The organism is Crocosphaera sp. Alani8 (assembly GCF_038442745.1).
Classification (GTDB): domain Bacteria; phylum Cyanobacteriota; class Cyanobacteriia; order Cyanobacteriales; family Microcystaceae; genus Crocosphaera.
Window position 1 is genome coordinate 18,775 of sequence record NZ_JARVCN010000207.1, and the last position, 15,125, is coordinate 33,899.

The 15,125-nt window shown below is 41.9% G+C and carries 9 protein-coding genes and 1 pseudogene; 7 read left to right on the top strand and 3 right to left on the bottom strand.

Features of this window, described 5'->3' with window-relative positions:
• The first annotated feature begins 29 nt into the window (after window positions 1-29).
• The 5 genes and pseudogenes from psbN to P9B04_RS12960 all read left to right on the top strand — a co-directional run bounded on the left by psbN (window position 30) and on the right by P9B04_RS12960 (window position 7,462).
• Entirely contained in the window at window positions 30-161 is a 132-nt protein-coding gene (psbN, locus tag P9B04_RS12940; protein WP_342055405.1) for a photosystem II reaction center protein PsbN, read from the top strand.
• A gap of 310 nt (window positions 162-471) precedes the next feature.
• Window positions 472-3,462: pseudogene (locus tag P9B04_RS12945) on the top strand (peptidase domain-containing ABC transporter).
• 60 nt (window positions 3,463-3,522) lie between these two features.
• Window positions 3,523-5,259 carry an HlyD family efflux transporter periplasmic adaptor subunit gene (locus P9B04_RS12950; RefSeq protein ID WP_342055406.1) on the top strand — a complete coding sequence of 579 codons (1,737 nt, stop codon included), beginning with the start codon at window positions 3,523-3,525 and terminating at the stop codon, window positions 5,257-5,259.
• A 20-nt stretch (window positions 5,260-5,279) separates the two neighbouring features.
• On the top strand, window positions 5,280-6,521 hold the full coding sequence (locus tag P9B04_RS12955; RefSeq protein ID WP_342055407.1) for an ATP-grasp domain-containing protein: 1,242 nt from the start codon (window positions 5,280-5,282) through the stop codon (window positions 6,519-6,521).
• A gap of 20 nt (window positions 6,522-6,541) precedes the next feature.
• Window positions 6,542-7,462: a succinate--CoA ligase subunit alpha gene (locus P9B04_RS12960; RefSeq protein ID WP_342055408.1), complete on the top strand. Its 921-nt coding sequence runs from the start codon at window positions 6,542-6,544 to the stop codon at window positions 7,460-7,462.
• Window positions 7,463-7,568: 106 nt separating this feature from the next.
• On the opposite strand, the gene P9B04_RS12965 is transcribed toward P9B04_RS12960, so the two are convergent.
• The 3 genes from P9B04_RS12965 to cobT all read right to left on the bottom strand — a co-directional run bounded on the left by P9B04_RS12965 (window position 7,569) and on the right by cobT (window position 10,341).
• Window positions 7,569-8,501, bottom strand: coding sequence for a sulfotransferase family 2 domain-containing protein (locus P9B04_RS12965; RefSeq protein WP_342055409.1), 933 nt, complete (start codon window positions 8,499-8,501; stop codon window positions 7,569-7,571).
• Between the two features lie 220 nt (window positions 8,502-8,721).
• Complete coding sequence (locus P9B04_RS12970; RefSeq protein ID WP_342055410.1) at window positions 8,722-9,237, bottom strand: hypothetical protein; 516 nt, start codon at window positions 9,235-9,237, stop codon at window positions 8,722-8,724.
• A gap of 3 nt (window positions 9,238-9,240) precedes the next feature.
• A complete protein-coding gene (gene cobT / locus P9B04_RS12975) occupies window positions 9,241-10,341 on the bottom strand; it encodes a nicotinate mononucleotide-dependent phosphoribosyltransferase CobT (protein ID WP_342055411.1) in 1,101 nt (366 codons plus the stop codon).
• Between the two features lie 185 nt (window positions 10,342-10,526).
• Here cobT and purD point away from each other — a divergent pair, with 185 nt between their 5' ends.
• Entirely contained in the window at window positions 10,527-11,786 is a 1,260-nt protein-coding gene (gene purD, locus P9B04_RS12980) for a phosphoribosylamine--glycine ligase (protein ID WP_342055412.1), read from the top strand.
• Between the two features lie 536 nt (window positions 11,787-12,322).
• Entirely contained in the window at window positions 12,323-14,863 is a 2,541-nt protein-coding gene (locus P9B04_RS12985; protein ID WP_342055413.1) for a glycogen/starch/alpha-glucan phosphorylase, read from the top strand.
• Window positions 14,864-15,125 lie beyond the last annotated feature (262 nt).

Below are 15,125 nucleotides of genomic sequence, written 5' to 3' on the forward strand. Positions count from 1 at the left end.
ATAATCGATAATCATGTTTAAGAAATTCTATGGAACCTGCAACAGTTTTAAGTATCGCTATAGGCTCGATTGTGTTTGGCATCACAGCCTATGCAATTTATACCGCCTTTGGTCCTCCAGCGGCTCAGTTAAGTGATCCCTTTGAAGACCACGAAGATTAGGCTTTAGGATTGGTTTGTAAAGGTTTTCCTTCTAATCCACAACAAAGAACATTAAAATAAAAGAGAGGTTGAGTTCATCAGAAGAAAAGCTCAACCTTTTTTGTTGACGTGAATTCTTGGGTTTACCTTTGCTAATCTCTCCCTCATTGGCAGTAGAAACCCTTAGTCAGGCTCAAAAACTTATACCATTAAGAATAGTTGTCAACTACAATCTAGTGTAAGCTGCCATGACTATCCAAGCAAAGCAAAATACTGCTAATACTAGAGACTAAAAACATTAATCAGAACATCTCAACTAGATTTGAGCATTATGACTCATACAACAACTGACATAAAAGACTTTCTTCGTCACATAGACCCATTCGATCAACTCTCTGAAACTGTGATTACTCAGATAGCAGACCAATGTCAAATTTGGCGTTATCGTATGGGTCAGGTGATTTTGATGCGGGGGAAGTTGTCATCCTACGTTACTATCCTCATAGAAGGACAGGGAAGGCTATTAGGGTATGATCCTCGAACCCAGATGCCCAATACCCTAAAACGGCTAACATCAGGCTCAATAGTAGGTGACGTTAATCTGATACGGGGGGTTCCCTGCGAAACCGTAATCGCCTCCACAGAGGCAGTAGGTTTAGCCTTAAAACAAGAAGACTTTTGGAGCCTATTAGAAAAACATCCTCGGCTAAAAGAGCAATTTCAGGACCAGTGTACCCTCAGCGAACTCTACGATTTATTGGGAACCCTTCTGGCACAGGAGGCACAAGGAGACATCCAGATTAAAACCTTAGCCGAGGATCTTCTAGAAGATGCCCAGGTTCATTATTTAGCCCCAGGAACCCATAATCTTCCCCCTGAGCATCAACAACAACTCTGGTTAGTGAGTGGGGGAAACATCGAAAATTTTCCCGTAGGTAGCCGTTTAAACTCAAACAATGGTCAAACATCCGTTGTGGTTAACGGCACTCGCGCGGCGAGAATTGTTATTTTGCCTCTGTTGGATTTAGGAAGCATTCCAAGCCAAACCCAGCCGAACTTGACCCAAGAGTCCAGTGCAATTACCGTAGATAAACAGGAAGAGCAAATTCCCTACGCGGACGTAGAAGTAGTGGGAGTTCCCCCTGCTCCGGAGCCATCTCCCAAACAAAAAAGGCAAAAATCCTATCCCTTTATCTAGGGAAAAACCCCGTTAGGAGTTGGATCAGCCTGTTTCCAGATGCTCAGTCAATATTTTGGGATGCCTTATCGTCGGGATGTCATCCGTCGCATTTTGGCTCAACAACTGCAACGAACAGGAACCCTCTCCTTACCCCTGTGCGGAGCGATTACGGAATTAATGGGACTAAATGCCCAATTAATTAAAATTCCTGCTTCTTCTTTCACCCAACTGAAAACCCCCGCCCTAATTATGTGGCAGGATAGTTTGACCATCCTATACGATGTCAGCGACAAAGAAGTAGTAGTGGCAGTACCAGAACTAGGAATCTTGCGTCGCACTCCTCGGGAGTTTCTAGAGCAGTGGGGAGAAACAGGAGAAGTTTTATTACTACAACCCACAAAAGACACCCCTCAACAGCGATTTTGTTTGAGTTGGTTTATTCCAGCACTAAAACAATATCGCCGAGTACTAATAGAAGTTTTCGTTGCTTCGTTTTTTGTCCAACTATTCGGTCTAGCCAACCCCTTGATGATTCAGGTAATCATCGATAAGGTAATTGTGCAGAATAGTGCGGATACCTTACAAGTATTAGGGACCTTTCTCCTAATCATTGCCGTTTTTGAAGCGGTGTTAACCACCCTGCGAACCTATCTATTTGTAGATACCACCAACCGCATCGATATGAGTTTAGGCTCAGAAATTATCGACCACCTGTTGCGGTTGCCCTTACGGTATTTTGAAAAGAGGCCAGTAGGAGAAATCTCCACAAGGGTTAACGAATTAGAGAACATTCGGCAATTTTTGACAGGAACCGCTCTAACAGTGGTCTTAGACGCAGTATTTTCCGTGGTTTACATCGCGGTGATGGTGGTATATAGTCCCCTGTTAACCCTGGTGGCTTTGGGCATTGTGCCGGTTTTCGTCGCCATGACCTTAGTTTTCTCCCCCACCATTCGCCGTCAACTAAGGGCCAAAGCAGAAAGAAACGCTCAAACCCAGTCCTATCTCGTAGAGGTGATGTCGGGGATACAAACTGTCAAAGCTCAAAACATCGAACTGCGGTCCCGTTGGCAGTGGCAAGAAAAATACGCCCGTTATGTATCAGCCGGCTTCAATACCGTGATTACCTCCACCCTAGCCAGTTCCACCAGTGGCTTTCTCAATAAACTTTCCGGGTTATTGGTGCTGTGGGTTGGGGCTTATTTAGTATTGCAACAAGAACTCAGTTTAGGACAGTTGATCGCTTTCCGTATCATCGCCAGTTACGTTACCTCCCCCATCTTACGACTGACCCAACTGTGGCAAAATTTCCAGGAAACCGCCCTATCCTTAGAACGGTTAGCGGATATTGTGGATACCCCCCAAGAAGCGGAACAGGATCGCACTAATATCCCCATGCCAGCCATTCAAGGGGCAGTTAAATACGAAAACGTATCCTTCCGGTTCAAACAACACGGTCCGTTGCAACTCAAAAATATCAACATTGAGTTCCCATCTGGTACCTTTATCGCTGTGGTAGGAGGCAGTGGTGCAGGGAAAAGTACCCTCACAAAACTGATCTCACGGCTATACGAACCAGAAGCCGGACGCATTTTAATCGACGGTTACGATATTTCTAAAGTGGAATTATATTCCCTACGTCGTCAAGTAGGTGTGGTTCCCCAAGAAACCCTGTTATTCGAGGGATCTGTACAGGATAATATCGCCCTGACTAACCCCGATGCCACCACAGAAGAGATTATCGAAGCAGCCACCGTAGCAGCGGCCCACGAATTCATTATGACCCTCCCCAATGGTTACAATACCAATGTAGGAGAAAGAGGCTCGGCTCTATCCGGGGGACAACGGCAAAGAATTGCCATCGCTCGATCTGTACTACAAAATCCCCAAGTGTTGGTCTTAGACGAAGCCACTAGTGCTTTGGACTACGCCACCGAACAGCAGGTTTGTTTAAACCTGTTAAATAGCTTTAACGATCGCACGGTTTTCTTCATCACCCACCGCTTAGGCACCATCAGAAGCGCAGACGTTATCCTAATGATGGATTCAGGCTCGGTGGTTGAACAAGGAACCCACGACGAACTAATGGCTCTCAGAGGTCGCTATTACTACCTCTATCAACAACAAGAAGCCAATCAATAAACTATTCACTGATCGCTTTTTACTCCCGCACCCCTTTAATGCTATTTGTAGGTATCAATCATGACTAACGCCAACGGTAGACAAGAAAAAAACGACGACCTTACCCAAAAAAATTCCCCAAACTCATCCGCCTTAGCTACCACAGACGGTGGTAACGATCCCCTATCTAGCAACGCCCTAGCCCCCATAACCTCGGAACACGCCGTTATTCTTCGTCAGTCCCCCAGTTGGTCTAGAGGGGTAGTTTGGACTATTATCGGCGTAACCACTGCCACTATCGTCTGGGCATCCATTGCTAAAATAGAACAGGTGGTAGCAGCACAGGGAAAACTTCAACCCCAAGAGGCAGTTAAAGAAGTTCACGCCCCCCCTGTTGGTGGCGCAGTGGTGGAAAGTGTATTGGTCGAAGATGGTCAAAAAGTCAAAAAAGGGGATGTAATAGTCATCTTAGATTCCGAAGCCAGTAACGCCGAACTAAAATCCCTACAAAAAGTCAAAGCATCCCTAGAACAAGAAAATCGCTTCTATCGGACGTTGATGGATCAATCCCTGGATCCCTCAGAAGTAGAACGGGCAATCATTAAACTAGATTTACCCACAGAAGTAGCAGCCCTTGCCCGTAACCGTGCAGGCCTAATAGCAGAAAATCGCCTCTACCAAGTAGAACTGGGTAATTCAGCCTCCGGCAGTACCTTAACCCCAGAACAACTAGCCCGACTCCGAGCATCTCAAGATGAAGCCTCCTCCCGAGCCTTAGCGGCCAGATTGGAAATGGACCAGCTAGGAAAACAACTCCGGCAAACCCAGGTAGAACTAGCCGATGCGAAAAAACAATTACTGGACGATCGCAAAGTTTTAAGGGAAATCGATCAAAGAAATACAAAAGCGATCGCCGAAGCCGAAAGAGCTTTGGAAATCGAAGAGTCTATCCTTGGAGATATCACCCCCCTAGCCGAAGAAGGAGGAGTTGCTCGGCTACAGGTGGAACGTCAACGACAAACCATCGCCGAAAGACGGCAACAACTAACAGAACAAAGGTCTAATGGTACCATCGAACACGATCGCCAAAAACAACAGGTTCAAGATCGTCTCAAAGAAATTAAACGCTTTACTGAAGAGGAACAACGGCTAAAAATTGCCATGTCTCAAGCCCAAGCTCGACTCTTAAATACTGTCAAACTCACAGAAAAAGATTTAAGGGACAAAGTTTCCGATAATAACGAGAGAATCGCTGATATTGATAGTCAACTCAACAAAACCATCGTCGAAAACAATAAAAGAATTGCCGAGTTAGGCAGCCAAGTAAGTCGCACCCAAGTAACCCTCAAATACCAAGAAATTAAAGCCCCTGTAGGGGGTACAGTGTTCGATCTCAACGCTAGTCCTGGTTATGTTCCTCCCCCAAACCAAACCGAACCCCTCCTCAAAATTGTCCCCGACGAGAACCTGATCGCAGAAGTTAACATTACCAATCAAGATATCGGTTTTGTACAAGTGGGACAAAAAGTTGATGTGCGAATCGACTCTTTTCCCTTCAGTGAGTTTGGTGACATCAAAGGAGAAGTGGTTTCTATTGGTTCAGATGCCTTAGAACCAGATGAAATCCATCAATATTATCGATTTCCTACTACAGTTAAGATGGATCACCAATATTTAAAAACCAGTGACCGTGAAATTCCTTTACAATCAGGAATGTCCGTGACCGCTAATATTAAAGTTCAGGAAAATCGTACCGTGCTAAGTTTAATCACTGAACTGTTCAATAAGAAAGTAGAAAGTCTCAAACAGGTTCGCTAGAGGGATAAACCGACAAAACGATGGATTTATTGGAATACCAGGCTAAAGAACTTTTTCATCAGGTGGGCATCCCTGTCCTACCTTCTCAGCCCATTGCTCAACTAAGCGAACTGAAACACCTTGATATTCCTTATCCTGTTGTCCTTAAATCTCAAGTTCATTCCGGCGGGAGAGGGAAGGCCGGGGGCGTTCGTTTTGTTCAAAACACCATCGATGCTGTGGCTGCGGCTCAAGCGATTTTTAGTTTACCCATTTTAGAAGAGTATCCCGAGGTCATTCTGGCGGAAGCTCGCTATGACACCCAAGAAGAATTTTTCTTGTCTGTGGTTCTCGACTATCAACTGCAACGACCGGTTTTAATGGGTTCAGCCAAAGGAGGTATCGATGTGGAAACCTTACTGCAACACACCCACAAAGTGGTCTTAGACCAGGGATTTTCCCCTTTTTATGCCCGTCGTTTAGCGGCGAAAATGGGCTTACAAGGTCGTCTCATTCATGGTATCAGCACCATCCTGGAGAAAATGTATCAGTTGTTTATAGAAAAAGATTTGGACCTCATCGAAATTAATCCTCTGGCAGTGAGTGCTTCGGGAGAGGTGATGGCTTTAGATGGCAAAATTACCGTCAACGATACGGCTTTGTCCCGTCATTTAGATTTAATGACTTTTCTCAAGCCCAAAACCGCTCAACCGTATCCCCAAACCCCCCAAGATACTATCGTTACCACCCCACCCCAAAAACCACGCTGGTTATCAGCTAGGGAAAAAGAGGGACATATTGGAGTCATCTCTAATGGTTTCGGATTAACTTTGACCACTTGGGATCTAATGATTAACGAAAAAGGAAAGCTTTTGGGAGCTTTTATTATTGAAGAAAAAAGTAGTAGCAAATCTTTAGTGAAACAGTTAGGCATTGCCATAGAAAAAATACTCACTCTCCCAAATCTTCAAGTGGTTTTAATTAACATTGTCAGTGACCATCAAACATGCCAACTAGTGGCTGAAGGGTTGCTCGATTATTGTCAACCTTCGGTGGTAACATCAAGTAGCGAAGAACGTTTATCTAGACCAACAGGGTCTAATTCCACCCACAAAAGGCAGCTAATTTCTTCTCCCAAGGTTGACGTTGACCCCATACAATGGGTCGTTAGACTAAGTATGGAAGACTTAAAGCCTATAGAAGCATCTTTTTCTGATTTCCCAGTCTACTTTTTTGAGGATCTCACAAAAGCTGTGAAAAAAACCGTTGCTTTGGATAATTGAGCATAAATTTTTAAAAAATCATGAAATGGGAAACAGATAGTAAAGTTTTAATTCAGGGGATCACCAATCCTTTAGGGGTTAGTTATGCAACACGAATGAAGGCACAAGGCACCAACATTGTTGCAGGAATTACCCTCGATGAGCAAACCTCTGATACCCATGATATCCCCGTTTTTACCCTGGTTGAGGAAGCTGTTAAACAGGTGGGACCCATCGATATCAGTTTGATTTTGACTGCTCCCTACGAGGTTTTAGATGCTGGTTTAGAGGCTATATCCGCTGGTATAAAACAGTTGGTAATTGTTACTTCTTGGGTTCCTCCTCTCGATTTAATTACCCTACTCCAACAAGCAGAAGTAACTAACACTTTTGTCTTGGGTTCTGGCAGCGAAGGGTTACTGGTTCCCGATAAGTTTTGGTTGGGTATCATGGAACCTACATTCTATTCTCATGGACCGGTGGGTATCATCAGTCGTTGCGATCGCTTAATGGATGAACTGGCCAAAACTCTCACGAAAAGAGATTTAGGACAATCCTTAGCAGTTAGTTTAGGATCGGATCGGGTTATGGGATCGAATTTTGAGCAGTGGTTACAAATCATGGAAGAGGATGACACCACTAAAGCGATCGTTTTCTTGGGCCAACCCTATAGTAGTCCGGAATTACTAGCCGCTCAATACATCGACTCAGCCATTGAAAAGCCTGTTGTTGCTTATCTTCCAGGGATTCAGGCACCCATTAACCGCAGTTTTGGAGATGCCACTAGTATTATTGTTAGTCAACTATCTTACCAAACCAGACCCACTACGGGGGATGATCAAACCCTTACCGCATTGAGAAAAGCAGGGGTCAAAATTGCTAAGAATTTTGAAGAAATCCCTAGATTGATTCAAGGTATTTTTCCCCGTAAACCTCGTAAGTCTCGTACATCTACTCGTTAGCATAATTAATAATTATCAGATCAATAAGTTTAAAATTTACTATTTATTACCCCAGATATTGTATTTGTTGGCAACCTGGTATCAAATTCCGTTTAGATGTCCCCTTTTATTTTCTAAACAGTTTCTTAAAAGGTTGAGCCTTTCTTTTTAAAGATAATCCAGATCTACGCAGTGAAGAAACCGTTTTTGTATAAAATATTGATTTATCATAATCTTTTAAATGAGACAACTTCTGTTCTTTTCTTAACTCAATAGCATAGTTATATAGTTCTATATCTAATGTATTCTTTTCAAGAATTAACTTTTCTTGTGTAGTTATCTCTGTAGCCTGAAGTTTCTTTTCTTTTACATTAATATTTTTGAGATTATGAAACTTTAAATCTAACCTATTTGCTAAGAATGCCATGTCATCGAAACTACTTTCCACAAAACCTATAAAATAAAATTTTTTGAGCAAGTTCTTAGCTTCTTCTAGAGCTTTTCTGTCAACTGGTTTTTTGACTATCTCAGTATTGTGTTCTCTATTAGTTGTATGAGAACGACGATCATACAGATGGCGGGTCATAAAATTACATGCAACCCAAGAATCTTGCTTGATCCACTCCTCAAATGTTAACAATACTTCTTTGTTATCTTTCGTTGGATCTTGTTGCAATATCCCAATCATTTTTTGTTGAAGAGGTGGTCGATAATATCTTGTATAATTATAGTGAGAAATAACTCTTTTCACTGGATTTCTTAAGGTCGTAAAATATCTTGTCTCTCTATCAAACAATCTATGTATTCCATAGTAAGCTTGATGTCCATAAATGAATTTAATTGAATTACGCTGTTTTTGAGACATAGATTGAATTAATTCTTCTGTCTGAGCAGTATGGTTAGGATCTAGTTGTAAAATTGCATCTTTTCCATATTTTTCTTTAATTAGGCCTACAATTGTGGAACCAGCACACTTAGGAATATGCATAAACACATATAGATAGTCTTGAGTATTTCTGCTCTCTAAAAAGCCTAGATTGATCAGAGTTTTATTAATCATGAAAAGCTTGTCTTGGATAGATTAAGGAGTATATTATAGTCGAATTCTGTGGACTGTGACCGAAGAAATTTTGGCTTTGACTAATTATCATTGGTAGCCTCGGAAAAACTATACACTAGATAAAAGGGGTCAAACACCTATTATTTGCTAACAAAAGAGTCAACTCCGTTGTGAAGTACGGTGGAGAAACACTCCGAACTTCTAACTCCTAATACCGAACTCAAAGTTGGCAGTGTTTTTCCAGCAAAGATAAGGCTATTTCAAAGTTATTGGGTTGTGTTTGTACGGCATAAGCTTCTCTCTCTAAATCTTTACGATGGGTATCAGTATACCCCTGAAAAAAAGGACGAGCCTGATTAATAGGTTCCAAGGTTAATCCTAATGTTACTATTCCTCCGTTTCCTGCACAAACTTGGGACGCATGAACCGACTCATGGATAATAGTTGGTAAGGCAATGTTAAGGTCAAAAACTACCGGATTGATCCATATTTTTTTTGTGCTAACTTGTAAAAGTCCGTAAGCACCCCTCCTGGGTGGTAGAGCAATAATAACCTCAAATCCTGCTTGCTCTAATTGCTGTTTTAAGTGATTAAATTTTGCATTATTTTCCTGATTTTGAGCAATTACACTGCCATTTTCCTTTACATCTTCATTACTAATTGATAAATGGGTCAATAGTTGGGGCTGAAAATTTAAGGGAAATATTGTCAAAGAAGATAGTAATAATTGAAACATAGTTTAAGACTTGTATTTATTGATAAGATTTTCGATAGTTTTTAATAACTTTTCTTGAGTCCAGGCGAAGGATAAAGAAGCCGCGATCGCAGCTCCTCCTGCGCCTACTCCTTCTTTTACGTATCCTTGTTCATACATTTGTAGTTGTTGATAAGAAGAATCAGAAAAATTCAGCTTAGTGGCAAACAAAGAAACTGTCCCAATAGATTCAGCTAAACCGACAGTATCTCCTGTTAAATCTTCCGCAACCCAGCGAGTTGTCCCCACAATAATATTCTCTAAATTAGCTTCGTATTGGGACATATTATTAATAGATTTAATCAAAGCATAAACAGCTAACATTTGCGTTCCTCCTGCTAACATTACTCCCATTTCCACACTAGCACTGATTGCCATTCCTGCTACTACAATTTGCATTGGATCACCCACACTAGCAACTAATTTAAAAGAATTAATCGTGTTAAAATCATTATAATTACCAGCATTTTCTAAACCCTTTTTGATCAAGAATTCTTTTTGCTTATGGTTACATTTAGGATGACTACTATTCACTTTTCCTGTGGCATTAATACCTAATCCTGTCAGAACGGCTAAGGCAGTTGTTGTCCCACCAACAACACATTCACTCAGAATTAAATACTTATTTGTAATATTTTTTCTGAGTTTCTCTCCCCAGTTTATTCCCTGCTGAAATAAAGCATAAACTAATGGCAAAGGTAAAGCTTTTCCTGTGGTTAAACAGTTAGCAGAGTTGCCTCCTAAATCAATTGAAGGAACAGCAGGAGGTATGGGTAAACCCGCATTAAATAAATATATAGGAATCTCACAAGCTTCCAGAATAGCGCGAGTGATAAACACAGGTGAAATACCTTGATTTAGAGGAGGTAAAGAATAATGATAAGTGGACTGTACCCCGTTGATTAAAAATTCTGCATCGGCGATCGCTGTATATTTTCGTGCGGTTGGTGTAGCTCCTGCTGCTGAAATACCAGGAATTAAACCAGTTTTAGTGAAGCCTAAAACACAAGCAAAAATTGGTGATGATTTTTGATAGTTTTCAACCCATTTCTCTCCTAATGATTGAGCAGTATAAATACGAAACATGAGTTTTTTTAGTTATCAATTATTAGTTTTCAGTACCAGTAATTCAGTTTTTGACACCCTCTTATTCTGGATTAAGATTGCAATATTAGCCCTGACAGATTTATGATATTCATGGGTTTAACAATTGAGAGATGGATTAATGATCCACTATCAATTATCCATTATCACCCATCCCTTATTAGAGCGTGAAAGTCTTAGTCGTTGGAAATGGAGGGCGCGAACACGCCCTTGCTTGGAAACTGCTTCAGTGTTCTCAAATAGAGCAGTGTTTTTGTACTCCTGGTAACGGGGGAACTGCTTCATTGGAAGGATGTGAGAATCTTTCTTATGCAGTGGATGACTTCCCCAATATTGCTGACTCTGTAGAAAAGTACAACATTGACATGGTAGTAGTAGGACCAGAAGTTCCCTTGGCGAAGGGAATTACCGACTATTTGCAACGCTACAACATTAAGGTATTTGGACCCACTCAAGTGGGCGCACAAATCGAGTCTAGCAAATCTTGGGCAAAAAAATTGATGGCTACTGCTGGTGTGGCGATCGCTGAAGGAGAGACTTTTACCGATGCAGCCTCAGCTAAAGCCTATATTAGCCAACAAGGCGCACCTATTGTAGTTAAAGCGGATCATTTAGCTGCAGGAAAAGGGGTTATTGTCGCTCAAACTTTAGAAGAGGCGAATGCTGCCGTAGACGAGTTGATAGAAACAGGTTTTTCCTCCATCGTAGTAGAAGAATTCTTACAAGGGGAAGAGGTATCTATTTTAGCTGTTACCGATGGTAAAACAGTACGTCCCCTACTTCCTGCACAAGATCACAAACGCATTGGAGAAGGGGATACCGGTCCCAATACTGGGGGAATGGGTGCTTATGCACCAGCACCTCTGGCAACCCCTACCCTACTAGAAAGGGTACAAAAAGAGATTTTAGAACCCACTGTGTCTGCTTTGCGTCAGAAGGGTATTAGTTATTGTGGGGTACTCTACGCAGGTTTGATGGTTACACCAGAAGGAGATCCCAAAATCTTAGAGTATAACTGTCGTTTTGGAGATCCTGAAACTCAAGCGGTGTTACCCCTATTAAAAACCCCTTTAGATGAATTATTGATGGCTTGTATCGGAGGACGTTTAGAGGAGTTTCCCCCGTTACAATGGTATGAGGGTAGTGCTGTGTGTGTGGTAGCTGCTTCTGAGGGGTATCCTGGAAACTACGAAAAAGGTAAGGTTATTACGGGGATACAAGAAGCAGAAGAGCTAGGATCGACGGTGTTTCAAGCTGGAACCAAGTTAGAAGGCGATCGCCTTTTGACAGATGGAGGAAGGGTATTAGGGGTTACTTCTCTGGGTAAGGATTTTCAGACGGCGATCGCAAGGGTTTATAATTGTATCGAAGCCATCGATTTTCCTGGTAACTATTATCGTCGTGATATTGGTCATCGAGTTCGTTAGAATTAGCCAACTTGACAGAACCTTAGAACCCTAAAAAAATATGGGTTTGAGAGGGGGTAATGATAGGGGTGTTGTTGTTTAACTCACATCTTGAACCTTCGATAAAACTGGCTAGTTTTTAAGCGTTCAGCTATCAGCCATCAGCTGAAAAATATCAATCCCCATCATCTACTTAATTCTTTTTATTATTTAATAATTATTATAGATTTTGATCTCAGCATTTTACCTTAAATAAAACTAAAGGAAATAGAGTAAAGCAAGGACAATAATTTACAATAAAAATATAGCTATATCAAAAAATAATGCTTACTCAATTGTCAAGAAAGCGTAACTGAAAACATCTAATTACGCTAAGAAATGGTATATGCTGGCCTATGTAGCACGATACATTATCAAGTTAAGGAAATCTCTAAAAGTTAACGCCTCAAGTGAAGTGAACTTTAGCCTTTTTCCTAAAACTTTCTCCTTTACTTGTGCCGGCATAGTCGCCGTTGAAATCTATACAAAAGTTTGCATAGCCCACTCAGGATTAATTTATGAGTACATTAACGCCGAAAGTCAAGAACACTAGCACCAAAACTACTAACATTAAAATCGAAGATGATCGTACAGGAATGAGTAAAGAAACCCTAAAGCGGGCGTTTCTAGATCATCTTTTTTACATTCAAGGAGTCGATCAATCAAAAGCATCCCTACGGGATTATTACATGGCTCTGTCTTATACAGTTCGCGATCGCTTACTCCATCGCTTCTTAAAGACCATTGAAACTTACAAAAAAGAAAAAGTTAAAAGAGTTTCCTATTTTTCTGCCGAGTTTCTTATGGGTCGTCATCTAGGTAATAACCTAGTGAACTTAGAAATCTACGATGTCATGAAAGAAGTCATCGAAGAGATGAACTTAGACTTTGATGACATTATCGAACAAGAACCCGATCCCGGTTTAGGGAACGGTGGTTTAGGCCGTTTAGCTGCTTGTTTTCTGGACTCTTTAGCCTCCTTAGCCATACCAGCTACTGGTTATGGTATTCGTTATGAGTTTGGTATTTTCTATCAAACCATCCAAGACGGTTGGCAAGTAGAGATTCCTGATAACTGGTTACGGTTTGAGAACCCTTGGGAGATAGCTCGTCCCGACGATGCGGTAGAAATCAAGTTAGGGGGACACACCGAAAAGGGTCAAGACGAACATGGTAACCCTAAAACCTTCTGGGTAGCCGATCGCACCATTTTAGCCATCCCCTACGATACACCGGTTCCTGGGTACAAAACCAACACCGTTAACCCCTTAAGACTGTGGAAAGCAGAGGCCAGCGAAAACTTTAACTTTGAGGCCTTCAACGCCGGACATTACGATCGCGCGGTGGAAGAAAAGATGGATGCAGAAACCATCTCCAAAGTTCTTTATCCCAACGATAATACCCCAGCCGGACGGAAATTACGCTTAGAGCAACAATATTTCTTCGTTTCTGCCTCCTTACAAGACCTAATCCGTATTCATCTCCGTAACTACGACAACCTAGATCAGTTTGCCGAACAAGTTGGGGTGCAACTCAATGATACCCATCCGGCAGTTGCGGTAGCGGAGTTAATGCGCTTATTGATCGACAAACATAACTACCAGTGGGACAAAGCTTGGGAAATCACCACCAAAACCCTCGCCTATACTAACCATACCCTATTGCCAGAAGCCCTGGAACGTTGGCCTGTGACCATTTTTGGTGAGTTACTGCCTCGACATTTAGAAATCATCTACGAACTAAATCATCGCTTTTTAGAGGAAAAACGGGCCCAGTTCCCCGGTGATGACCAACTAATCACGGATATTTCCCTAATCGAAGAAAGATCCGAAAAATTGATCCGTATGGCTAACCTAGCTTGTTTAGGTTCCCACGCTATCAACGGGGTAGCGGCCTTACACACCCAGTTACTCCAACAAGACACCCTCAAGCATTTTGCTAGACTTTGGCCAGAAAAATTCTACAACAAAACCAATGGTGTTACTCCTCGTCGCTGGATACTGTTGAGTAACCCCAAACTATCTGCCTTGGTGACGGAGAAGATAGGAAATGGTTGGTTAAAGAATCTAGACGAAATGCGCCAACTAGAAAAATTCGCCGATGATGCAGCTTTCCGTAAACAATGGCGAGAAATTAAACAAGCAAACAAACAAAACTTAGCCCACTATTTACAAAAGTATCGCAACATCGACATCGATCCTAACACCATGTTCGATGTGCAGGTCAAGCGTATTCACGAATACAAACGGCAGCACTTAATGGTTCTCGAAGTCATTAACCTCTACAACCGTATTAAGGATAACCCTAACGGTGACTATGTTCCCCGCACCTTCCTTTTTGGAGGTAAAGCCGCCCCAGGTTACTTCATGGCTAAATTAATCATTAAGCTAATCAATTCCGTAGCGGAAGTGGTTAACAATGATCCCGATGTTCGGGGTCGCTTAAAGGTGGTATTTATGCCTAACTTTAACGTTTCTTTGGGTCAAAGGGTTTATCCTGCTGCCGACTTATCAGAACAAATATCCACCGCAGGTAAAGAAGCTTCCGGAACTGGTAATATGAAGTTTGCCATGAATGGGGCTTTAACCATCGGTACTTTAGATGGAGCTAATATCGAGATTCGCGAAGAGGCGCATCCAGAGAACTTCTTCTTGTTTGGGTTAACCGCCCATGAAGTGTACGATCGCAAATCTCAAGGCTATTCTCCTAGCGAATACTATCATAACAACGGCAGCCTAAAACGGGTAATCGATGGCATTTCTAGCGGTTACTTTAGTCACGGGAACGGTGAGTTATTCCAACCCATTGTGGATCAGTTGATGTACGACGATCCCTATATGTTAATGGCTGACTACCAAGCTTATGTTGACTGTCAAGACGCAGTTAGTCAGGCTTATCGGGATCAGGAAAACTGGACAAAAATGTCCATTCTTAACTCTGCAAGGATGGGTAAATTTTCCTCAGATCGCACCATCGCTGAGTATTGCAACGAAATCTGGAATGTTAAGCCTGTGGACATCAAAATTGAAGAGTACAATCCCAACGGAGTCAATAACTAGCTTTTAGTCCAGGTTTTTAAATTATAAGGGTTAGGCATTTTTGTCTAACTCTTTTTTATTAATTGGTATTAATTATCCGACCACTTAATATTGGATTATCTTACCTGAGCCAACAAGAATGTCCAGATTGCACCTCAGATAACCCTCGCTAGTTTAACCCCCACATAACGATATAAATTGACATCCCCAGCCTCAAAACCAATAGGATCTGTATCTTCTCAAAAAGCCAGGGGTCACTCGCTGCGAAAACTTAGGCCAAACA